At 73.7% G+C, this 20,725-nt stretch carries 20 protein-coding genes; 12 read left to right on the top strand and 8 right to left on the bottom strand.

Going from position 1 to position 20,725, the window contains the following annotated elements; all coding sequences use genetic code 11:
* Positions 1–261 precede the first annotated feature (261 nt).
* The 4 genes from ACFRCR_RS07340 (at position 262) to ACFRCR_RS07325 (ending at position 3,656) form a co-directional block, all read left to right on the top strand.
* Positions 262–1,344, top strand: a complete 1,083-nt coding sequence (locus ACFRCR_RS07340) for an endonuclease/exonuclease/phosphatase family protein (protein ID WP_377676386.1) — start codon at positions 262–264, stop codon at positions 1,342–1,344.
* On the top strand, positions 1,341–2,345 hold the full coding sequence (locus ACFRCR_RS07335; protein WP_377676385.1) for an endonuclease/exonuclease/phosphatase family protein: 1,005 nt from the start codon (positions 1,341–1,343) through the stop codon (positions 2,343–2,345). The genes ACFRCR_RS07340 and ACFRCR_RS07335 overlap by 4 nt, the downstream gene beginning before the upstream one ends.
* Positions 2,346–2,354: 9 nt before the next feature.
* The gene (locus ACFRCR_RS07330) at positions 2,355–2,714 is read left to right on the top strand and encodes a hypothetical protein (RefSeq protein ID WP_377676383.1); all 360 of its coding nucleotides are present in this window, start codon (positions 2,355–2,357) and stop codon (positions 2,712–2,714) included.
* Between the two features lie 180 nt (positions 2,715–2,894).
* Positions 2,895–3,656, top strand: coding sequence for an SAM-dependent methyltransferase (locus tag ACFRCR_RS07325; RefSeq protein WP_377676381.1), 762 nt, complete (start codon positions 2,895–2,897; stop codon positions 3,654–3,656).
* A 6-nt stretch (positions 3,657–3,662) separates the two neighbouring features.
* On the opposite strand, the gene ACFRCR_RS07320 is transcribed toward ACFRCR_RS07325, so the two are convergent.
* From ACFRCR_RS07320 to ACFRCR_RS07285, 8 genes are all read right to left on the bottom strand, one after another.
* Positions 3,663–3,881 (bottom strand): hypothetical protein, encoded by a 219-nt coding sequence (locus ACFRCR_RS07320; protein ID WP_377676380.1) that lies wholly within the window; start codon positions 3,879–3,881, stop codon positions 3,663–3,665.
* Positions 3,882–4,005: 124 nt separating this feature from the next.
* Positions 4,006–5,226 carry an MFS transporter gene (locus ACFRCR_RS07315; protein ID WP_377676378.1) on the bottom strand — a complete coding sequence of 407 codons (1,221 nt, stop codon included), beginning with the start codon at positions 5,224–5,226 and terminating at the stop codon, positions 4,006–4,008.
* Complete coding sequence (locus ACFRCR_RS07310; protein ID WP_377676376.1) at positions 5,223–6,650, bottom strand: LLM class flavin-dependent oxidoreductase; 1,428 nt, start codon at positions 6,648–6,650, stop codon at positions 5,223–5,225. Before ACFRCR_RS07310 ends, ACFRCR_RS07315 begins: the two co-directional genes overlap by 4 nt.
* 73 nt (positions 6,651–6,723) lie before the next feature.
* Positions 6,724–7,635 carry an ABC transporter permease gene (locus ACFRCR_RS07305; RefSeq protein WP_377676374.1) on the bottom strand — a complete coding sequence of 304 codons (912 nt, stop codon included), beginning with the start codon at positions 7,633–7,635 and terminating at the stop codon, positions 6,724–6,726.
* Positions 7,628–8,422 carry an ABC transporter ATP-binding protein gene (locus ACFRCR_RS07300; RefSeq protein ID WP_377676388.1) on the bottom strand — a complete coding sequence of 265 codons (795 nt, stop codon included), beginning with the start codon at positions 8,420–8,422 and terminating at the stop codon, positions 7,628–7,630. Before ACFRCR_RS07300 ends, ACFRCR_RS07305 begins: the two co-directional genes overlap by 8 nt.
* A gap of 107 nt (positions 8,423–8,529) precedes the next feature.
* Entirely contained in the window at positions 8,530–9,630 is a 1,101-nt protein-coding gene (locus tag ACFRCR_RS07295; protein ID WP_377676372.1) for an ABC transporter substrate-binding protein, read from the bottom strand.
* Between the two features lie 182 nt (positions 9,631–9,812).
* Positions 9,813–9,917 carry a putative leader peptide gene (locus tag ACFRCR_RS07290; protein WP_377676370.1) on the bottom strand — a complete coding sequence of 35 codons (105 nt, stop codon included), beginning with the start codon at positions 9,915–9,917 and terminating at the stop codon, positions 9,813–9,815.
* 178 nt (positions 9,918–10,095) lie between these two features.
* Complete coding sequence (locus tag ACFRCR_RS07285; RefSeq protein ID WP_377676368.1) at positions 10,096–11,733, bottom strand: ATP-dependent DNA ligase; 1,638 nt, start codon at positions 11,731–11,733, stop codon at positions 10,096–10,098.
* Between the two features lie 118 nt (positions 11,734–11,851).
* Between ACFRCR_RS07285 and ACFRCR_RS07280 the strand changes: the two genes are divergently transcribed.
* From ACFRCR_RS07280 to ACFRCR_RS07245, 8 genes are all read left to right on the top strand, one after another.
* Entirely contained in the window at positions 11,852–12,646 is a 795-nt protein-coding gene (locus ACFRCR_RS07280) for an SDR family NAD(P)-dependent oxidoreductase (protein WP_377676366.1), read from the top strand.
* A 501-nt stretch (positions 12,647–13,147) separates the two neighbouring features.
* Positions 13,148–14,416 carry an LLM class flavin-dependent oxidoreductase gene (locus ACFRCR_RS07275; protein WP_377676364.1) on the top strand — a complete coding sequence of 423 codons (1,269 nt, stop codon included), beginning with the start codon at positions 13,148–13,150 and terminating at the stop codon, positions 14,414–14,416.
* Positions 14,417–14,428: 12 nt separating this feature from the next.
* Entirely contained in the window at positions 14,429–15,850 is a 1,422-nt protein-coding gene (locus ACFRCR_RS07270; RefSeq protein WP_377676362.1) for an NtaA/DmoA family FMN-dependent monooxygenase, read from the top strand.
* 80 nt (positions 15,851–15,930) lie between these two features.
* On the top strand, positions 15,931–16,902 hold the full coding sequence (locus ACFRCR_RS07265; RefSeq protein WP_377676360.1) for a DUF1684 domain-containing protein: 972 nt from the start codon (positions 15,931–15,933) through the stop codon (positions 16,900–16,902).
* Entirely contained in the window at positions 16,899–17,510 is a 612-nt protein-coding gene (locus ACFRCR_RS07260) for a GNAT family N-acetyltransferase (protein WP_377676358.1), read from the top strand. Before ACFRCR_RS07265 ends, ACFRCR_RS07260 begins: the two co-directional genes overlap by 4 nt.
* A gap of 73 nt (positions 17,511–17,583) precedes the next feature.
* Positions 17,584–18,732, top strand: coding sequence for an amino acid ABC transporter permease (locus tag ACFRCR_RS07255; protein ID WP_377676356.1), 1,149 nt, complete (start codon positions 17,584–17,586; stop codon positions 18,730–18,732).
* Positions 18,729–19,553: an amino acid ABC transporter ATP-binding protein gene (locus ACFRCR_RS07250; protein WP_377676354.1), complete on the top strand. Its 825-nt coding sequence runs from the start codon at positions 18,729–18,731 to the stop codon at positions 19,551–19,553. The genes ACFRCR_RS07255 and ACFRCR_RS07250 overlap by 4 nt, the downstream gene beginning before the upstream one ends.
* A 74-nt stretch (positions 19,554–19,627) precedes the next feature.
* Positions 19,628–20,689, top strand: a complete 1,062-nt coding sequence (locus ACFRCR_RS07245; protein WP_377676352.1) for an ABC transporter substrate-binding protein — start codon at positions 19,628–19,630, stop codon at positions 20,687–20,689.
* Positions 20,690–20,725: the final 36 nt, after the last annotated feature.

The following is a 20,725-nucleotide window of genomic DNA, read 5'->3' as shown; positions in this document are numbered from 1 at the left end:
GACCTGGTCTCCGCGCCCCGCCCCGTCGTGTCTCGCGGTCGTCGTGGGGCCCAACCCGGCGCGGTGGCTCGTCGAGATCGGGCTCGTTGTCGGTGGCGGGCCCGCCTGACCGACAACAGGCAGCATCTCGGAGGCGACGGTGTGCCGCCCCAGGGCGTCGCTGGCGCGTTCACAGGATCCTTCCGCGGGCTGCACCGGGTCTGCCCGTCGCCGGGGACCGACCGGCCCAGAACGGCCCGAACCGGTCGATAGGGTCGCTGCATGACAGGGGACAGCAGCACCACGGGGACGGGCGGGACCGGTGGCGACGCCAGCGCCGAGCCCGTGGTCGCCCACGCATCCGCACCCGCCACCCTGCCCGACAGCGCCCCCGCCCCGGCAAGCCGACGTCGCCCCGGTGGACGCGCCGTCGGGCTGGTGCTGTGGGTCCTGGGCGGGCTGGTCCTGGCCATGACGCTCGTGCGCGCCGTCCCGTACGACGGCGTCACGCCCCTCGCGCAGGTCGTCGGCGTCACGCCGTGGGTCGTCCCGCTCGCGCTGCTCGTGGCCGCGCCGGCCCTGGTCCTGCGGCGACGGTCGCTCGCGATCCTGTGCGGGGTCGCGCTCGCGGCGCAGGTCGCGTGGGTCGCGCCGTTCTTCGTGCCCGGGCAGGGCATCGAGACCGACGCCCGGAGGACGCTGCGGGTCCTGACGGTCAACGCGTACTTCGGGCAGGCGGACGCCGCAGCCGTCGTGCGGATGGTCCACGAGCAGGACGCGGACGTGCTCGCGGTCGTCGAGCTCACGGCCGACTTCCACGACCGTCTCGAGGCCGCGGGGATCGAGGCGGTCATGCCGCACCACGTCGACGCCAAGGTGGGCACGGGCTCGCCGGGGAGCGGCCTGTGGAGCAGGTCCGCGCTGACCGACCCCGACACGAGCGAGTGGAGCACGTTCGCCATGCCCGCAGCCACCCTCGACGTGGACGGTACGCCCGTGCGCGTGACCGCCGTCCACCCCGTCCCGCCGCTGCCCGAGATCACGGGCGTGTGGCACCAGGAGATGGCCGACCTCGCCCGGCGCGCGCACGACGAGCCGCTGCCCCAGGTGCTGCTGGGCGACTTCAACTCGACCTACGACCATGCGTCGTTCCGCGCGGTCCTCGGCGACCGGTTCCACGACGCGACGCGCACGGCCGGGCAGGGCCTGAACCTGTCGTGGCCCGTGGGGGAACAGGTCCCGACGTTCCTCGACCTCGACCACGTCGTGGTCGACGCGGGCATGCGGGTCGACGACCTCGCCTCGCTCGTCGTCCCCGGCTCGGACCACCGGGCGCTCGCTGTCACGGTGCAGGTGGCACCGTGAGCGCGCCCGTCCTGACCGAGGAGCGTCCGCCGTCGAGGGCGCGGCGCGCGGGTGCGGTCGCGTGGACGGTCGTGCTGTCGTCGTGCCTCGTGGGGGTGGGGGCGCTCACGCTCGCGCGCGCCCTGGGGTTCGACGGCGTCACGCCCCTCGCGCAGCTCGTGTCGCTCACGCCGTGGGTCGCCCTCGCGGCGCTCGTGGTGCTGCTGCTCTCGCTGAGCCGGCGGCGCTGGGTGCTCAGCGCGGTCGCAGCGGTGCTGGTCGTCGTGCACGCGGTGTGGCTCGTGCCGTTCTTCGTCCCTGGCCCCGGGATCGAGCCGGGCACGGACGGGACGCTGCGCGTCATGGCGACGAACGCCCTCTACGGGCGGGCGGACGCCCGGGCGGTGGTCGAGGCCGTGCGCGAGGAGGAGGTCGAGCTGCTGAGCGTCGTCGAGCTGACCGACGGGTTCGAGACCGCTCTCGTGGCCGCCGGGATCGAGGACGTGCTGCCGTACGCGTGGACGAGGACCCACCCGACCGAGGGGGCGGCGGGCAGCGGCCTGTGGAGCGCGACGCCGCTGACCGACCCACGTGACGGCGTGGCGAGCCGCTTCCACCAGCCGAGCGCCGTCGTCGGGGTGGACGGGACGTCCGTGCGGGTGACGGCCGTGCACCCTCACCCACCCACTCCCGGCGCGGTCGACCTGTGGACGGACGACCTCGCGCTGCTGCGCGACGCGGCGCACGCCGACCCCACGCCGCAGATCCTGCTCGGCGACTTCAACGCGACCTCCGACCACTCGGCGTTCCGCGACCTGCTCGGGGACCGTTTCGCCGACGCGACCCGGCTCGCAGGGCACGGCCTGAACCTGTCGTGGCCCGCCGACCGCCGCCACCCGCCGCTCGTGGACCTCGACCACGTGGTCGTCGACGCCGGTATGCGGGTCGACGACGTCGGTCCCGTCGCGATCCCCGGGACCGACCACCTCGCGATCCTGGCGACCGTGCAGGTCAGGCCCTAGGTTGGTGGCATGAGCGACGACGACACCGCCACCACGTACGAAGCTCGACTGCGCGACCTGCTCGAGGACCGCATGGAATCGGGCCGCGTCCTGGCCGAGCGGGCCGAGCAGGTCGCGGCCGCCAAGACGGCGCTCGAGGAGGCCGAGCGCGAGTACGCCACGGCGTTCTCGGACGCGCTCGCCGCGGGCTGGACCGAGGCCGAGCTGCGCAAGGTCTTCAAGTCCCTCGGTGTCCCGGTGCCCACGCGCCCGCGCCGCAGCAAGAGCACGGGCGTCAAGGCGCAGCCGCCGGTGCCCAAGCCACCCGTCGTGACGGCGCTGGCCCGCCGCCACGACGACACCGAGGTCATCGACGTCATCACGGCTTGAGCGTCGCGTCGCTGCCGACGCTCACGGACTTTCTCGGCCCTGCCAGGACCGCCTGAAAGCCGGAAAGCACCCGCCGAACCCCTGGTTCAACGGGCTCTCAGGTGGGATGATGATCTCGGTGTCTTCGCAGGTCAGAGCATATGAACGTGCTCTCGGGGGCGCCTGAGACGGAGGCCCGTCATGAACCGTTCCATCCAGACCGAGGACGACGTCGCGCGGCTGCTCGACGCCCTCTACTCCGAGGCCACCGAGCGGTGGGCCGCTCGCGGCGCCGCCGCCTGGCACGGCAGCGCAGCCTGGTGGGACTCCTTCTACACCGATCGGGACCGTGCCGTCCCGTTCTTCCGTGAGGCCCCCGAGGAGAGCCTCGTCGCCTGGCACCGGGCGGGTCTTCTACCGATCGGCCCGGGCACGCGTGTGCTCGAGCTCGGGTGCGGACCGGGGCGCAACGCGATCTGGTTCGCCCAGCAGGGCGCGACCGTCGACGCGCTGGACCTCTCCGGGACGGCTGTGAGCTGGGCGGAGGAGCGGGCATCCTCCGCCGGCGTGGATGTCCGCTTCGTGTGCGCGGACATGTTCGACTGGCCCGCCGAGGAGACGTACGACGTCGTCTTCGACAGCGGGTGCTTCCACCATCTCCCGCCGCACCGTCGGATCGGCTACCGCAGGCTCGTCGAGTCCTGGCTCCGGGACGGCGGATCCTTCGGACTGACCTGTTTCGCCGCCGCGGGGGACGGGTTCGCTGCGATGGGGTCCGAGGTCGACGACGTCGAGCTCTACCGCGGCGGGGCGCTCGCCGGCGGGCTCGCGTACGGCGCGGACGACCTCCGCGCCCTCTTCGAGGGGTTCACCGAGATCGAGCTGCGCAGGCTCGCACCGCAGGCCGCCGGTTCGTCGCTGTTCGGCGAGTCCTTCCTGTGGGGCGGGCTGTTCCGGTCCTGACGAGCGTCACGCCTCCCGGAACCCTGACCCCCGCTCGGCGAGCTCCTCGCCCAGGATGCGGATCGCCTTGGGCCCGACGCCGTGGAGCGCGAGCAGCTCCTGGGCGGTCGCGCGCGTGAGGTCCTCGTAGCGTGAGTACCCGTGGTGGGCGAGCTCGCGCGTCGCGACCTTGCCGATGCGTGGCGTGAGCTCGCCGGGCGGGGCGGCGGCGCGGTCGTCGGTCATGGCAGGGTCCTCCCGGTCGGCCCGCGAGCGGGCGTGGGCATCCAGCATCACCGAGGGACGGCCTCACCCGCGACCCCGGTCACGGCTTCCGCCCCCGGCACGGTCACCGCCACGGTCTCCATCTTCACCGCCACCGGCACACCGGCCGCGGCCACGGCGCCCAGACGGGCACGTATCGCCAGAACACGGCCCCGCCCGCGACCGACGTCGCGCCGACGACGAGCGCGGCGACCCCCAGCGGCGCGACGAGGGCGGTGCCCGCGACGACGAGCGGACCCGCGAAGGCCCCCGCGTCGTGCAGGAGCCGCCACGCCCCGAAGAACTCGGCACGCTGCGCGGGCGGTGCGACGTCGGCGCCGAGCGTCATGATGACGCCGTTGCTCAGCCCGTTCCCGAACCCGAGCACCAGGGCCACCACGGCCAGGGCCGTGACGCCGCCCGCCCACGGCGGCGCGAGGTAGCCCGCGGCCAGGACCGCGAGCGACGGGACGGCGAGAGCGCGCCGACCGAACCGGTCCATGAGGTACCCCGCGGGGATCGACACGAGCACGTCGAGCGCCGCGCTGGCACCGAAGACCAGGCTCGTCGTCGCGGCGTCGACGCTCAGGAGGTCGGCCCACAGGGGCAGGAGCACGGTGCGGGCCGTCCGCGAGAGCCCCATGAGCGCGGCGCCGAGGCCGAGCGTGCGCAGCAGCCGACGGTGCTCGACGAGCACGCGCCACAGCCCCGCCTCCCGGGCGGCCACGTCGCCGGGTGCGGCGCTCGCGCGGGGCGAGCGTCCGACGTCGGGCACGCGGCCCATGAGGACCGCCGTGACGCACACCGCGACGAGCTGCACCACGAACCCGCCGCGCGTCCCGACGGCCAGGATCGCGGCCGCCCCGAGGATCGGTCCGACGAAGAAACCGACCCGCATCATGGCAGCGACGCTCGACATGACGCGAGCGCGGCGCGTGAACGGGACCGCCTCGGCCAGGTACGTCTGGCGGGCGAGCCCACACACGGCCTGCGAGAGGCCCGCGAGGAACACGCCGACCGCGAGCGAGACGACCGACCACGAGACCAGGCAGAGCGCGACCCCGCCCACGGCCAGCACGCTCGCCCCGACGATCGAGCGTCGTTCCCCGAACCGGGACACGAGCCGCCCCGCAGGCAGGTCGCCGACGAGCTGACCGAGCCCGGCGAGCGCCACGACCAGGCCTGCGACGCCGAGCGACGCGCCGAGCTCGCGCGCGGCGAGCGCGACGACCGGTGCGGCCGCGCCCTGGGCGACCCCCCAGACCCCGGCGGGGACGTGGACGGTCCACGCCAGCCGGACCGGCGGGGCGCCCGTGCCCGCGCTCACGCCGGGACCGGCTCCGTGGTCCGGGCCCCCTCCTGCCCGACGGCGCCGCTCGCCTCGTCCGCGCCGCTCCCCTCGCGGAGCGCGCCCGTCGCGTAGCGGCTCTCGGGGCGCGCGAGGCCGAGGTGGTCGCGCAGGGTCGTGCCCTCGTACTCCGTACGGAACAGGCCACGCTCGCGCAGGATCGGCACGACGTGGTCGGCGAAGTCGTCGAGGCCGCCCGGCAGGTAGGGCGGCATGACGTTGAACCCGTCGGCCGCGCCCTGCGTGAACCACTCCTCGATCGTGTCCGCGACCTGCTCGGGCGTGCCCGCGACGACCCGGTGACCGCGCGCCCCCGCGAGGCGGTGGAGCAGCCCGCGGACCGTGGGCTGCTCGCGCTCGACGATGCCCGCCACGACCTGGAGGCGGCTGCGCGAGTTGTCGGTCACGTCGCCCGCGTGGGCGAACAGCTCGGCCGGGACGGGGCCGTCGAGCTGCGCATGGTCGAGGCGGACGCCCGTGAGCTTCTCGAGCTGGCGCAGACCGTACTCGGGCACCGTGAGCTCGTTGAACTCGCGCTCCAGGGCGCGAGCCTCCTCCTCGGTCGAGGCGATGAACGGGCTGATGCCCGGGAGGATCTTGACCGCGTCACGCGATCGTCCCAGCGCCTCGGCCCCGGCCTTGACGTCGGCGTAGAAGGCCTGGGCGTCGGACAGGCGCTGGTGCGCCGTGAAGATCGCCTCCGCGTACCGGCTGGCGAACGCGCGTCCCTCGTTCGACGCGCCCGCCTGGACGAGGACCGGGTGGCCCTGCGGCGAGCGGGCGGCGTTGAACGCCCCCTCGACGCGCAGGTGCTCGCCGCGGAAGGCCACGTCGTGGATCTTCGTGGGGTCGGCGTAGCGGCCCGACGCGCGGTCGATCAGGACGGCGTCGTCCTCCCAGCTGTCCCAGAGCCGGGTCGTGACCTCGACGAACTCGGCGGCTCGCGCGTACCGCTCGACGTGGTCGGGGTGGGAGTCCAGGCCGAAGTTGCGGGCCGCGTCCTCGCTCGCCGTCGTGACGATGTTCCACCCGGCGCGCCCGTTGCTCAGGTGGTCGAGGGTCGAGAAGAGCCGCGCCAGGTTGTACGGGTCGTAGAACGTGGTCGACGCGGTCGCGATCAGGCCGATCCGCGTCGTCGCGGCCGCGATCGACGCGAGCGTCAGGATCGGTTCGAGCCTGCCCACGCTGTTGAACTCGACGCCGTCGTGCAGGACGGGGCCGTCCGCGAAGAAGACCGCGTCGAACCTCGCGGCCTCGGCCGTGCGGGCGAGGTCGGTGTAGAAGCCGGCCGTGAAGATGCGCTCGGGCTGCGTGTCCGGGTGACGCCAGGCCGCCTCGTGGTGGCCGGCGGGGTGGATGAACAGGTTCAGGCTGAGCCGGCGGGCCGGTGCGTGCTCGGTCATGGTGCGTCCTCGGGTCGTGGGATGGGTCGGGAGAGGTTTCGTCCGGGGGCCGGGTCGATCACGGGCGACCCGTTCACGTGGTGCGCCAGCGCGAGAAGTGCCGTTCGAGGGTCACGAGCACGGCGTTGATCGAGACCCCGACGAGCGAGATCGCGATGATCCCGGCGTACATGTTCGTGATCTGGAAGTTGAACTGGGCGTAGGTGATGAGGTAGCCGAGGCCGGCCTTGGCGCCGACCATCTCGGCCGCGATGAGCACGAGGATCGAGCTCGTCCCGGCCATGCGGATCCCCGTGAAGATCGTCGGGACGGCAGCAGGCAGCACGACCTTCTGGAACAGCCGGACGGGCGGCAGCCCGAGCGACCGGGCCGACTTCACGAGCAGCGGGTCCACCGTCCGGACCCCGGCGATCGTGTTGAGGAGGATCGGGAAGAAGCACGCGTAGACGACGAGCGTGATCTTCGACGTCTCGCCGATCCCCAGGATCAGGATGAACACGGGCAGGAGCGCCAGGGCCGCGGTGTTGCGGAACAGCTCGAGGAACGGGCCGAGGAACTGGGCGACGCTCGCCCACCAGCCGATCGCGATACCCAGCGGGATCGCGAGCAGGACCGCGATCGCGAATCCCGTGCCCGCCCGCGTCAGGCTCGTCCCGACGTGCTTGCCCAGCTCGCCGCTCATGAGCAGCTCCCAGAAGGACTCGAGCACCGCGCTGAGCGGGGGCAGGAAGACCTTGTCGACCAGCCCGAGGCGCGGCGCGACCTCCCAGATCACCAGGAAGAGCACGATCGCGGCCGACGCCCGCAGAACACGGACCCCGACGCCCCGCAGGCGGGCGCCGACGGAGGGCGTCGGGTCCTGGTCGGCCGTGAGCACCTGACGGCGTCCGAGCGTGAGCGGGTCGGCGAACGCGACGCTGTCCTGCGCAGGGCGGGCCAGGGGCTCGCCCCGTGCGGGGGCGTGCGGGGTCACGGTGCTAGACATGGGCGTCCTCCTTGGCGTGGAGCGCGCTCCACACCTCGTGCCGGTACCGGCCGAAGCGCGCCGACGAGCGGACGTCGTCGTGCTCGCCGTCGTCGATGCCGGGGTCCGCGGCCCCCGCGAGGTCCACGTCGATCACGGTCTGCAACCGGCCCGGGCGCGGCGTCATGACCGCGACGCGCTGCCCCAGGTACACCGACTCCTCGATGCCGTGCGTGATGAAGACGATCGTCTTGCCCGTCGCGCGCCAGATGCGCAGCAGCTCGTCCTGGAGGGACTCGCGCGTCTGGGCGTCGAGGGCCGCGAACGGCTCGTCCATGAGGAGCACCTCGGGGTCGAACGCGAGGCTGCGCGCGATCGCGACGCGCTGCTTCATACCGCCCGAGAGCTCGTGCGGGTACCGGTCCGCGAAGGCCGTGAGGCCGACGAGGTCCAGGTACTCGTCGGCGACGCGGGCCCGTGGGCCTCGCGCGACGCCCTTGTCCTCCAGCCCGAGCTCGACGTTCGCGCGGGCCGTTCGCCAGGGGAGCAGCGCGTACTGCTGGAACACCACGCCCCGGTCGAGGCCCGGCCCCGTGACGGGCGAGTCGTCCAGGAGGATGCGACCCGACGTCGGCTCGGTGAGCCCGCCCAGCAGGTCCAGCAGCGTCGACTTGCCGCAGCCCGAGGGCCCGACGACCGTCAGGAACTCGCCCGCGCGGACGTCGAGCGTGAAGTCCTCGACGGCCGTGAACCGCTTGCGTGCCCCGCGGCCCCCGGCCGCGTCGCGCACGATGAACTCCTTGTGCACGTGCTCGAGGCGGAGCTTGGGGGTCGAGCCCGGAAAGTCCGCGGCCTCTGCGGCCTCCGCGGAACCCGCCGCGCCAGGCCGGGACGTCGTGACCGCCACCGTGCCGCTCACGGCGCGACCTCGACGGGCTCGCCGTCGGGGCCCGCGTCCTTCGCGTAGGTCCCGTTCGCGTAGGGGTTGTGCTCGTTGGTGTAGATGTCGCCGGGCGAGAACTGGTCCTTCTCGAGCTCACCCTCGCGCACGAGCCAGTCGATCCACGTCGCGATCTCCTCCTCGGCGATCACGCCGCCGGGGGCCGTGATGCTCGCGGACTTCCAGTAGGGCACCAGCTCGGTGCTCTCGCCGCGCCCACGCCCCTCGATGATCGACGTGTACCGGGCGCGCACCTCCTCGACCGGGGTGACCTGCGCCCACCGGATCGCGCGCGCCGTGCCCTGCACGAAGTCCTTCACGACCTCGGGGTTCTTCGCGATGTACTCGTCGCGGAAGATGTACGTCCCGTAGGAGAAGTTCCCGTAGAGCGAGGTCTCGCTGAAGAGCTGCGTGATCCCGCCGCGCTCCAGGGCCTTGTCCTGGAAGACGCGCGAGAGCCCGACGACGTCGACCTGCCCCTCGCGCAGCACCTGCTCGGCGTTCACGGGAGGCACGACGACGAGCTCGACCTGGTCGATCTCCTCGGCGCTCAGCCCGCCGCGCGAGAGCCACTCGCGGATGAGGAACTCGCTCTGCGCGCCCAGCGTGTTGACGCCGATCGACCTCCCGACCAGGTCCCGGGGCTCGGTGATAGGGCTGCCCTCGACCGTGTAGAAGCCGCCGTAGGACAGCTCGTCCGAGCCGTAGTAGGAGATGACGGACGTGATGGGCGAGCCCGACGCCTTGAGCTTGACGATCGCGCCGTTGAACGCGCCACCGAAGTCGGTCGAGCCCGTCGCGGCGGCCTGGATGCTCTGCGGGCCACCGGTCGAGTCGCCGACCCACTCGAGCTCGACGTCCTCGTAGTAGCCGAGGTCCGCCGCGAGCTCGGGGAACGTCACCTGACCGACCGAGCCGTCGTAGCGCAGCACGGCCTTGCCGGACTCGCCGACCGTGGCCTCCTCGGCGCTCGCGGCCGAGCACGCCACGAGCGTCACGGCGAGGGCCGCGGTCAGCGCGGCCCGGACGGCGGTGCGGACCGGGTGGTGGGCGTGGGGTCTGAGGGTACGGGGCATGGGAGCTCCAGGGAGTCGGGTACGGGTGCCCTGCCGTCCGCGAGCACGCCGACGGCAGGGTGGGAAGGGTGGTCGCTCGGTCCGCCGGTACGCGAGATGTGCGACGGCGCGAGCGGGACGGTGAGCGCGCGAGGAGCGCGGAGCCGGTCGTCGACGCGAGCGACGGCCGGGCCGGGTCGGGACTATCGACAGAGACAGCCGGCGACGCGACGCAGGTCGACGGCGCGGCGCACCACGAGGCGCACCGGTGTCCCGGCGCGCTCGTGGAGGCTGACGTCGAAGCGCATGGCGGCGATCCTGGCGGCAGCCGCCGGGACGGCACAAGGCCCCATCCGGTCCCCGAGACGATGTTTCGCCCGGTTCCTCCTGGTTAACCGGTGAACGGGCCCGACGGCGCTGCGCACCACGAGGGGGCCGGGTGACGACGGGCGCTGGTCGCGTGGGCGTCGGGGCCTGGAGCTGCGGTCAGGCCAGCGCCCTGACCGCCTCGATCGTGTCGGCCTCGTCGGCGGTCTTGTCGTCGCGGTAGCGCAGCACGCGCGCGAAGCGCAGCGCGAGCCCGCCGGGGTACCGCGTGGACCGTTGGAGCCCGTCGAACGCGATCTCGACGACCTGCTCGGGCCGCACGTGCACGACGTAGTCGGTGCGCGAGGTCTCGAGCGCGAGGAACCGCTCGGTCTGCCAGCGCAGCATCTCGTCGGTCATGCCCTTGAACGTCTTGCCGAGCATCACGAACCCGCCCTGGGGGTCGCGGGCGCCCAGGTGGATGTTGGACAGCAGGCCCGTCCGGCGCCCTGACCCCCACTCGACCGCGAGCACCACGAGGTCGAGCGTGTGCCGCGGCTTGACCTTGACCCACCCGGCACCGCGGCGCCCGGCGGCGTACGGCGCGTCGAGCGACTTCACGACCACGCCCTCCTGCCCCTCGCGCACGGCCTCGGCGAAGAACTCCTCCGCGGCGCCGGGGGAGGAGGTCCTCAGGCGACGGACCGTGAACGACCCCGCGACCCGGTCGAGCACGTCGAGCCGTTCGTGCAGCGGGGCGTCGATCAGGTCGTCGCCGTCGGCGTGCAGCACGTCGAAGAAGTACGGGCGGAGCGCGAGCGCCCCCGCGAGCGTGGCCTCGCTCGCCTCGCCGTCCGTGGCACGCGCACCGCCGGCGTCCCCACCGCCCGCACCGGGGGCGTCCCGCGTGGCCGACCGGGCGGCCGTCTCCTGGAAGGGCCTGGCCACCCCGTCCGGTCCGACGACGAGGGCCTCGCCGTCGAGCACGAACTGCTCCGAGGCCAGGGAGCGCGCGTCCGCGACGATCTCCGGGACGCGCGAGGTGATGTCGTCGAGCGAACGTGTGAACACCCGCACCTCGTCGCCGTCCCGGTGGACCTGGATGCGGATGCCGTCGAGCTTGACGTCGACCGATACCCGGCGTCCCGGGGCGTCCGCCGCGGGTGGGACACCGAGCTTGTCGAACGCTGCCGCCACGTCGGGGGCCGACTGCGCGAGCATGGGCCGCACGGGGCGACCCACCTCGAGGCCGAACCCGGCCAGGGCGGTGAGCGCCGCCGTCGGGCCGGGGGCTTCGAGCGCCGCGCGCGCGACCGGACCCGTCGCGCCGCGCAGCATGACGGCACGACGCACCGCGTCGACCGGGACGTCCGCAGCCTCCGCGACCGCGTCCACGACCAGGGCGTCGAGCGCGCCCTGCCGCAGGTCGCCCGCGACCAGGCCGCGCAGGAACGACTGCTCGCGCTCGGTCGCGGCCGCGAACAGCGCCGCGGCCGCGGCGGACCGGGCGGTGTCCGAGCCGGGACCCGAGAGCGCCGCCATCTCCTCGAACGTCGCGTCGACCGCCTCGACCGTGAGCGTCGGCGCCGCGGCAGGAGGCGGGAGCGAGCGCAACGACGCCCAGCCGAGCCCCGTGCGCCGCTGCCGCAGCTCGCCCGCGAGGTAGGACACGACGATCTCGACGTCGTCACCGGGCCCGTCTGCCTCCCCGCCCGGCGCAGCCCGGCGCAGCAGGTCGGCCAGCGCCGCACGTTTGGCGAGGCGCGAGCGGGTGGCGGCGACGGCGTCGGACGTGGCGGCGACCTCGGCGAGCAGCATGTCTCATCCTCGCGCCACCCCGCCCGGCACGCTCGGCCAGCCCGACGGCGGCGCCCGGCCCTGCGGGCCGACTCACCTCCGGGCTACGCTGCCCGGACCGTCGACGAAGGAGTGGGACGTGGAGATCGCGGGCAAGGTCGCGCTGGTGACCGGAGGGGCCTCGGGCCTGGGGCGGGCGACCGTCGAGGAGCTGGTCGGCGCCGGGGCGCGCGTCGTGGTCGCGGACCTGGCGGGCTCGCCCGGTCAGGCGCTCGCGGACGCCCTGGGCGACGCGGTCCGGTTCGTGCCGACCGACGTCACGAACGAGGACGACGTCTCGCGCGCCCTCGACGCCGCCGCCGCCCTGGGCGGGCTGCACGTCGCGGTGAGCTGCGCGGGGATCGTGCTCGCGCGGCGCGTGCTCGGCAAGGGCGGCGTGCACGACCTCGCGTCGTTCCAGAGGGTCGTGACCGTGAACCTGGTCGGGACGTTCAACGTCGCGCGGCTCGCGGCCGAGCGCATGGTCGACCTGGGGGTCTCCGGCGGTGACGCGGGTGGGGAGTCGCGCGACGAGCCCGAGGAGCGCGGCGTGATCGTGAACACCGCGTCGGTCGCGGCGTTCGACGGTCAGGTGGGCCAGGCCGCCTATGCGGCGTCGAAGGGCGGGGTCGCCGCGATGACGCTGCCGCTCGCGCGCGACCTCGCGGACCGTCGCATCCGGGTCATGGCGATCGCGCCCGGCATCTTCAGCACGCCCATGATGGCTTCCCTGCCGCCCGAGGCGCAGGAGTCGCTCGCGGCCCAGGTGCCGCACCCGCGCCGACTCGGCCGCCCCGAGGAGTTCGCGCGGCTGGTGCGCGCGATCGTCGAGAACCCCATGCTCAACGGCGAGGTGATCCGGTTGGACGGCGGCATCCGGATGGCGCCGCGCTGATGGAGGTGTCCGATTCGGACCGGTTCGCGTCTCAATCTCTACTGGTTCGGTCCAGAATGCGGACGGTTGAGCCAAGTCGTTGACACGCCCGGTGGCCAGGCATACATTCCGGGCCATCGGCAGACGCCCCGTCCGCCGCACCCACGCACCGACGACCGGAGGAGGACCCGTGGACACCAGCGTCACGCTCGCCACGTCCCCCGCCGGTCCCGCACGTCGAACGTGTTGTTCCCCCGGGCGCCCCGTCGTCCCGGGCCGCGTCTGTTGTTGAGCCTGCGCTCCTCCTGACGTCTCCCGAGCCGCACCGGCTCGCCCCTGAACCGCCCCGCCCGTGAACGGGTCGCCGCGGCATGCCGATCTGCGGCGAGCCACGCCACCCGCCACCGCGCCCGGCGGTCCACCCGCTGCACCCCAGTTCTCGCGACCCGTCGCGGCCGTCCGCCGACCCCTGCGGCAGCGGCCGAACGACCCCGCACCCGACCTCCCGGAGTGGAACGACCCATGCCTGACTCGAACCTGACGCCACTGTTCGCCCCCACCTCCCAGCCCGACGAGCAGTCCGCGTCCCGGTCCGCCGAGGACGACCTCGACGCGCTCGCCGGGATCGACGACCTGCTCGACGAGCGCCCGCGCCGCTCGGTGCACCTCGGCGTCGACCTGTCCGACGCCGGAGCGCGGGCGGGTGCGTGGCGGGCCGTGGGCTCGCAGTCGCCGCGCCTGTTCGACGCGCACCGGCTCCAGGAGCTCGTGGCGACCGCCGAGCGCGGCGTGCTCGACTTCGCGCTGTTCGACGACACGTTCTCGCTCCAGCCCACGCGCAACACGACGCTCCGCGGCCGGCTCGACGCGGCCCTCGTGGCCTCGCGCCTCGCCCCCCGCTCGACGGGGATCGGCCTCGTCGCGACGGTCGACACGACGCACACCGAGCCCTTCCACGTCTCCAAGGCGATCGCGACGATCGACCACGTGAGCTCGGGCCGCGCCGCGTGGCAGGTCGGCTGGTCGACGACCGAGGCCGCCGCCGCGCTGTTCGGGCGCAAGGAGGCTCAGGGCGCCGTGGACGCGGTGGCCGAGGCCGAGGAGGCGATCGAGGTCGTGAGCCGACTCTGGGACAGCTGGGAGGACGACGCCGAGATCCGCGACGTCCCCTCCGGTCGGTTCATCGATCGCGACAAGGTGCACTACGTCGACTACGACGGCGTCCGGTTCGCCGTGAAGGGCCCCTCGATCACGCCCCGCTCGCCCCAGGCGCAGCCCCCGGTCGTGGTGCGCGGGGACTCCGCGGAGGCGCTGGCACTCGCGGGCCGCCGCGCCGACGTCGTGCGGGTGCGGGCCACGACGCTCGACGCGGCCCGGGCGCTGCGCGACCAGGTGCGCGCAGCGGCCGCCGAGGCGGGTCGCGACCCCGACGAGCTCCGCGTCCTGGTCGACCTCTACGCCGTGATCGGGCAGGACCGAGCCAGCGCCCAGGCGCGGCTCGACCTGCTCGAAGGGCTCGAGGGCGTCACGTGGGACACCGACTCGCTCACGCACGTGGGTACGGCCCGCGACCTCGCGGAGGTCGTCGAGGAGTGGTTCGAGGCGGGCGCCGCGGACGGGTTCACGATCCGTCCGTCCTCGCTGCGCACGGACCTCGACGCGCTGGTCGACGGCGTCGTGCCGCTGCTCCAGGAGGCCCGCGTCTTCCGGTCGGCCTACCCGGGCACGACCCTGCGGGACACCCTGGGGCTCGCCCGCCCCGCCAACCGCTACGCCGCCGCGATCGCCTGAGGACCCGCCACCATGACACACCCCACCCCCACCTCGTCGGCCCGCTCGCACGACGGCCGGCCCCGCAAGCAGATCCACCTGGGCGTCCACTTCCCGGGCGTCAACAACACGACCGTGTGGAGCGACCCGGCCTCGCGCAGCCAGATCGACTTCACGTCGTTCGAGCACCTCGCGCGCCGGGCCGAGGCCGCGAAGCTCGACTTCTTCTTCCTCGCCGAGGGCCTGCGGCTGCGCGAGCACAAGGGGCAGATCCACGACCTCGACGTCGTCGGCCGCCCCGACACGCTCCCGGTCCTGGCGGCGCTCGCCGCGGTCACCGACCGCCTGGGCCTCGCGGGCACCGTCAACACGACGTTCAACGAGCCCTACGAGCTGGCCCGCCAGTTCGCGACGCTCGACCTCCTGTCCGGAGGGCGCGCGGCCTGGAACCTGGTCACGAGCCCCGACGCCTTCACGGGGGCGAACTTCCGCCGCGGGGGCTTCCTGCCCTACGAGGAACGGTACGAGCGCGCGGGCGAGCTCGTCGCCCTGGCCCGGCAGCTGTGGGACTCGTGGGACGACGAGGCCGTGGACGAGGACGAGCTCGTGCGGACGGGGTCCGTGCGTCCGTTCGCGCACCAGGGCAAGCACTTCGACGTGTCCGGCCGGTTCGAGACCCCGCGCGGGCCGCAGGGGCACCCCGTCCTGTTCCAGGCGGGAGACTCGGCCGACGGGCGCGACTTCGCGGCGGCGACCGCCGACGTCGTCTTCTCGGCGCACTCCGCGTTCGAGGACGGCCAGGCGTTCTACGCCGACGTGAAGTCCCGCCTCGCGGCCCACGGTCGCGACCGCGACTCGCTCAAGATCCTCCCCGCGACGGTCGTCGTCCTGGGGGACACGGCCGAGGAGGCCGCCGAGCGTGCGCGGGAGATCCGGCTCCAGCAGGTCCCGGGTCGGACGGCGATCGCGTTCCTCGAGCAGGTCTGGGGGCGGGACCTCACGGCGTACGACCCCGAGGGGCCGCTGCCCGACGTCGAGCCCGACCTCGACCACCTGAACATCACGCGCGGCCGCGTCCGGCACATCAAGGATCCGGCGCCCGTCGTCAAGGCGTGGCGCGAGAAGGCCGCAGCCAACGGCTGGTCCATCCGGGACCTCGTGATCGAGGTGTCGGGCCGCGGCGGGTTCGTCGGCACGGCCCAGCAGGTCGCCGACGACATCGACCGCCACGTGCAGGAGGACGCGTCGGACGGCTTCATCCTCGTGCCGCACCTGACGCCCACAGGCCTCGACGACGTGCTCGACCAGGTCGTGCCGCTGCTCCAGGAGCGCGGCTCGTTCCGCACCGAGTACACGGGCACGACGCTCCGCGACCACCTGGGGCTCTCGCGCCCCGAGCCGGGTGCGGGGACCACCGCGAGCGCCGCGTCCGCCACCCCGTCGCACTCCGCCTGACCCAGCCCGGCCCAGCCCGACCCGTCCGACCCGTCCGACCCGTCCGACCACCGCCCGACCACCAGCCCCGAAGGAGCATCATGACGACGAGCACCACGTCCCCGGCAGGCGTCACCTCGCGCGGCCGCCACACGGCGTCCGCACCGACGGGCACGCCCGTCGAGCCGTCCGGCGGCTCGGCGCCGAGCGCCGCCGCGGCCGCGTGGTCGGCGTGGCACGCCGAGCGTGAGCGCACCCTGCGCGAGCAGCACGGCTGGCTCACGCTCACGTCGCTGCACTGGGTCCCGGAGTCCCCGACGTCCTTCTCGGGCCTGCCGGGTCAGTGGTGGTCGGACGCGGACGGCGTGCACCTGCGCGCCGCGGCGGCCGACGCGATCGTCCCGGCCGGCGGTCAGGACGCGCTGCGCGGCACGCACGTCCAGGACGTCGCGGAGGGCGCGTCGACGTTCGTCGCGACCTTCGTGCCCGACGGCGCCGACCCGGCCTCTCCGGTCGCGGTCGAGCTCGTGCGGCGCACCGGGCGCTACGGGCTGCGCGTGCGTGACCCCCGGGCCCGCACCCGGGTCACGTTCGAGGGAGTCCCGACCTTCGCCTACGACCCGTCGTGGGTCCTCGACGCACCGGTCCGCTGGTACGACGAGCCGGTCGCGGAGGTCGTGGGCGGTGCGCAGCCCGGGCTGGAGCACCACGTGCAGGTCGTGGGCGAGGTCGACGTCACGCGCGACGGACTGACGACGACCCTGCGGCTCACGGGCACGCCGGGCGGCAGCGCGAGCCTGCTGTTCACCGACCCGGCCCCCGGCGTCGCGGACTGGCGCGTGCTGTTCGTCGACCGCGCCGCGGCCTCCGACGAGGTCGAGGTCCCTGACGAGGTCGGGGGCGCCGACGGCGGGGGCGCGGCCGGGCCGGGCGCCGTCCGGACGCTGCGGCTCGACCTGAACCGCACGCTCAACCTGCCCTACGCGTTCACCGACTTCGGCACGTGCCCGCGCCCGGTCGAGGGCAACGTCCTGCCGTTCTCGGTCGAGGCGGGGGAGAAGGTGCCGCGATGAGCGTGCCCACGACGGCGGTCACGATCCGCTCCGTGCACCTGCACGACCCTCTCGTGCGCCCGCTGCTCGACGAGCTCGCGCACGAGTACGCCTCCCGCTACCGCAGCCTCCTCGACGAGGACGACCTGCGCGCCGAGATGGAGCACTATCCGGCGGCCGACTTCGCGGCCCCGCACGGCGATCTCGTGCTGCTCCTCGCGGACGGCGAGCCGGTCGCGGGCGGTGCGTTCCGCCGTCGGGCAGAACCGGAGGTCGGCGACCCCGCGCGCCGGACCCGGCCCGACGCCGGCCCGCACGCCCGGGGCGCCACGCACTCCGACGACGGTGTCCCCCTCGTCGCGACCGCCGAGCTCAAGCGCATCTGGACCCACTCGGCCCACCGGCGGCGCGGGCTCGCCCGCCAGGTCCTCGGCGAGCTCGAGCAGCGCGCGGCCGAGCGAGGCTACCCCCGGATCTACCTGACGACCGGGCCTCGCCAGCCCGAGGCCGCAGGCCTCTACCTCAGCGCGGGATACACCCCATTGTTCGACGTGACGCGCGACCCCGAGGAGATCGGCCCTCTGGCGTTCGAGAAGTGGCTCTGTCCGCACGTGTCAGAACCGGCGTGACCCCGAGGTCACGCTCGCTCTGACACGGCAGTTCCAGCCCACGCCCACCGCCCTTCTCCCACCGAGGTCCACCATGAGCACCCTGTCCCTCCCGCAGGACGAGTCGCGCCAGCTCGCCCCACCCCCCGGGTCCCTGCCCGACCCTCCGGGCGTCACCGTCACCACCGACCGATCCCTCGCCGACGGGCCCACGACTCCCGACGAGGCCGCCCCGCGCTGGGAGGACCTCGAGGTCGTCCCGGCCCGCCATCCGGGGCGCTGGGTCGCGACCGCGTTCGTCGCGGTCCTGCTCGCGATGGTCGTCAGCTCGCTCGTGACCAACCCCAAGTGGGAGTGGTCGGTCGTCGCGCAGTACCTGACGTGGCCCTCGGTCCTGGGCGGGCTGTGGGGGACCATCCGGCTGACGGCGGTCGCCGCGGTCATCGGGTTCGGGCTCGGGACGGTCCTCGCGCTCATGCGACTCTCGCGGTCGCCGCTGCTCCAGGCCGTGTCGTCGGCGTACACGTGGGTGTTCCGGTCGGTGCCGCTGATCCTGCAGCTCCTGCTCTGGTACAACCTGGCCTACCTGTACCCGACGCTCTCGCTCGGTATCCCGTTCGGCCCCGGGTTCCTGGAGTTCGGGACGCTCGACGTGATCGACAAGTTCGGCGCCGCGATCCTGGGCCTGGGCCTGTCGCAGGCCGCCTACTCCTCGGAGATCGTGCGCGCCGGGATCCTCTCGGTCGACCAGGGCCAGCACGAGGCCGCGGCCTCCCTGGGCATCCCACGCTCGCGCCAGACGCTGCGCATCGTGCTGCCGCAGGCCATGCGGACCATCGTGCCGACCTCGGTCAACGAGATCATCGGCCTCGTCAAGGGGACCTCGGTCGTGTACGTCCTCGCGTACGGCGAGCTGTTCTACACGATCGGCGTCATCTACGGCCGCAACCAGCGCGTCGTCCCGCTGCTCATGGTCGCGGCCATCTGGTACCTCATCATCACGACGGTCCTGACGATCGCGCAGTACTACGTCGAGCGGCACTACGCCAAGGGTGCCGTCCGCACGCTGCCCCCGACCCCGGTCCAGCGCGTCCGGTGGACGCTCCAGGTCGCGTGGTCCCGGATCACCGGACGCCCTGCGCCCGCCCACCTGCCACCCGCCTACGCGGCACGCGCCGCCGTCGGGCGCGGTCACCTGACCCGCACAGGGGCGACCGACAGCCACCCCGGAGGTGCCGCATGACCGCCACGACCGTCCACCCCGCGACCGGGCCGACCGGGCCGACCACCTCGGCCACGACGCCCCTGGGCCTCGTCGAGGTCCGCGGCGTCCACAAGTCCTACGGCACGCTCGAGGTGCTCGCGGGCATCGACCTCGTGGTCCGCCCGGGCGAGGTGACCGTGATCCTCGGCCCGTCCGGCTCGGGGAAGTCGACGCTGCTGCGTGTCATCAACCACCTGGAGAAGGTCGACCGCGGGTTCGTCGCGGTCGACGGCGATCTCATCGGGTACTCCCGCCGGGGAGACACGCTGCGCGAGCTCAAGGAGAAGGACATCCTCGTCCAGCGGACCCGGATCGGGTTCGTGTTCCAGAGCTTCAACCTCTTCCCGCACCTCACGGCCCTCGAGAACGTCGTCGAGGCGCCCGTCTCGGCACAGGGCCGACCGCGCGCCGAGGTCGAGGTCGAGGCGCGCGAGCTCCTGGCCCGGGTCGGTCTCGCCGACAAGGTCGACGCCCGCCCGCGCCAGCTCTCGGGCGGCCAGCAGCAGCGCGTGGCGATCGCCCGCGCGCTCGCGACCCGGCCCCGCGTCCTCCTCTTCGACGAACCGACGTCGGCGCTCGACCCCGAGCTCGTCGGCGAGGTGCTCGACGTCATCAAGGATCTCGCGCACGGCGGCACGACCATGGTCGTCGTCACGCACGAGATCGGCTTCGCCCGCGAGGTCGCCGACACGGTCGTCTTCATGGACGCGGGCCGCATCGTCGAGCAGGGACCGCCCGCCCAGGTCCTCGACGCGCCACGCCACGACCGGACCAAGGCCTTCCTCGACAAGGTCCTGTGAGGCCGAGGCACGTCTGCTGCCCGGTCCGCGTCACCCACCCCACCGCACTCCCACCCACCACGAAAGAGAACACGATGTCCCTGCACACCTCCGGCGCGCCCGCCCGCTCCTCCGCGGCGTCCCGCACCGGCCGCCGCCCCGCCCGCCTCTCCCACCGCGCGGTCGCCGCCGTCGCGACCCTGCCCCTCCTCGCGCTGCTCGCGGCGTGCGCGACGAACGCCGACGCCGAGCCCGGCGCGGCGGACAACGAGAAGGCCGCCGAGGCTGCCGGCCTCGTGATCGACACCTCGCCCGACCAGGAGTTCATCCACACGACCGAGTCGCCCGAGGCGATCGCGCTCCTGCCCGAGGACGTCAAGGCGGCAGGGGTCCTCAAGGTCTCCACCACCGCGGGCGGGCTGCCGCCCCTGGGGTTCCTCGCGGACGACGACAAGACGCCCATCGGCAACGAGCCCAACATCGCCGTCCTCGTCGCGGACGCCCTGGGTCTCGACCTCGAGCTCGAGGTCAAGGCGTGGGCCGACTGGCCCCTCGCGCTGCAGTCCGGGGACGTCGACGCCGTCATCTCGAACGTCACCGTGACGGAGGAGCGCAAGGAGCTGTACGACTTCTCGTCCTACCGCAACGACCAGCTCGGCTGGCTCGCGGGCGCATCGAACGACAAGGTGCCCCCGATCAAGGAGGCCAAGGACATCGCGGGCCTCACGGTCGGGGTCGGGTCGGGCACCAACCAGGAGAAGATCCTGCTCGCCTGGAACGAGGAGAACGTGGCCGCCGGCCTCGACCCCATCAAGGGCGGGGAGCCCGAGTACTACGAGGACTACAAGGACGCGCTGCTCGCGGTCGCCTCGGGTCGCCTCGACCTGTACGTGGGCCCCAACGCGAGCCTCGCGTACAGCGCCGCGACCGCGCCCGACCAGTACAAGGTCGTCGGCACGCTCAACGGCGGCTGGCCCGCGACGGCGCAGATCGCGGTCGCGACCCTCAAGGGCAGCGAGCTCGCCCCGGCCGTCACGGCGGCGATCAACCACGCGATCGAGGACGGCAGCTACGCCAAGCTCCTCGAGCACTGGGGCCTGGAGGACGAGGCGATCGCCGCCTCGGAGACCAACCCGCCCGGGCTGCCCAAGCCCTGACCGGACGGCCGCCCGGCCCGCGGGGCTCCTCCTGGG

Origin of the sequence: Oerskovia sp. NPDC056781, from assembly GCF_042789955.1 — a bacterium.
GTDB classification, from domain to species: domain Bacteria; phylum Actinomycetota; class Actinomycetes; order Actinomycetales; family Cellulomonadaceae; genus Oerskovia; species Oerskovia rustica.
This window is presented reverse-complemented; position numbering and strand designations above follow the sequence as displayed.

Coding starts and splice junctions, on each gene's coding strand:
- ACFRCR_RS07340 (WP_377676386.1), top strand. CDS start 262: ATGACAGGGGACAGCAGCACCACGGGGACGGGCGGGACCGGTGGCGAC.
- ACFRCR_RS07330 (WP_377676383.1), top strand. CDS start 2,355: ATGAGCGACGACGACACCGCCACCACGTACGAAGCTCGACTGCGCGAC.
- ACFRCR_RS07325 (WP_377676381.1), top strand. CDS start 2,895: ATGAACCGTTCCATCCAGACCGAGGACGACGTCGCGCGGCTGCTCGAC.
- ACFRCR_RS07320 (WP_377676380.1), bottom strand. CDS start 3,881: ATGACCGACGACCGCGCCGCCGCCCCGCCCGGCGAGCTCACGCCACGC.
- ACFRCR_RS07310 (WP_377676376.1), bottom strand. CDS start 6,650: ATGACCGAGCACGCACCGGCCCGCCGGCTCAGCCTGAACCTGTTCATC.
- ACFRCR_RS07305 (WP_377676374.1), bottom strand. CDS start 7,635: ATGTCTAGCACCGTGACCCCGCACGCCCCCGCACGGGGCGAGCCCCTG.
- ACFRCR_RS07295 (WP_377676372.1), bottom strand. CDS start 9,630: ATGCCCCGTACCCTCAGACCCCACGCCCACCACCCGGTCCGCACCGCC.
- ACFRCR_RS07290 (WP_377676370.1), bottom strand. CDS start 9,917: ATGCGCTTCGACGTCAGCCTCCACGAGCGCGCCGGGACACCGGTGCGC.
- ACFRCR_RS07285 (WP_377676368.1), bottom strand. CDS start 11,733: ATGCTGCTCGCCGAGGTCGCCGCCACGTCCGACGCCGTCGCCGCCACC.
- ACFRCR_RS07275 (WP_377676364.1), top strand. CDS start 13,148: ATGCCTGACTCGAACCTGACGCCACTGTTCGCCCCCACCTCCCAGCCC.
- ACFRCR_RS07270 (WP_377676362.1), top strand. CDS start 14,429: ATGACACACCCCACCCCCACCTCGTCGGCCCGCTCGCACGACGGCCGG.
- ACFRCR_RS07265 (WP_377676360.1), top strand. CDS start 15,931: ATGACGACGAGCACCACGTCCCCGGCAGGCGTCACCTCGCGCGGCCGC.
- ACFRCR_RS07260 (WP_377676358.1), top strand. CDS start 16,899: ATGAGCGTGCCCACGACGGCGGTCACGATCCGCTCCGTGCACCTGCAC.
- ACFRCR_RS07255 (WP_377676356.1), top strand. CDS start 17,584: ATGAGCACCCTGTCCCTCCCGCAGGACGAGTCGCGCCAGCTCGCCCCA.
- ACFRCR_RS07250 (WP_377676354.1), top strand. CDS start 18,729: ATGACCGCCACGACCGTCCACCCCGCGACCGGGCCGACCGGGCCGACC.
- ACFRCR_RS07245 (WP_377676352.1), top strand. CDS start 19,628: ATGTCCCTGCACACCTCCGGCGCGCCCGCCCGCTCCTCCGCGGCGTCC.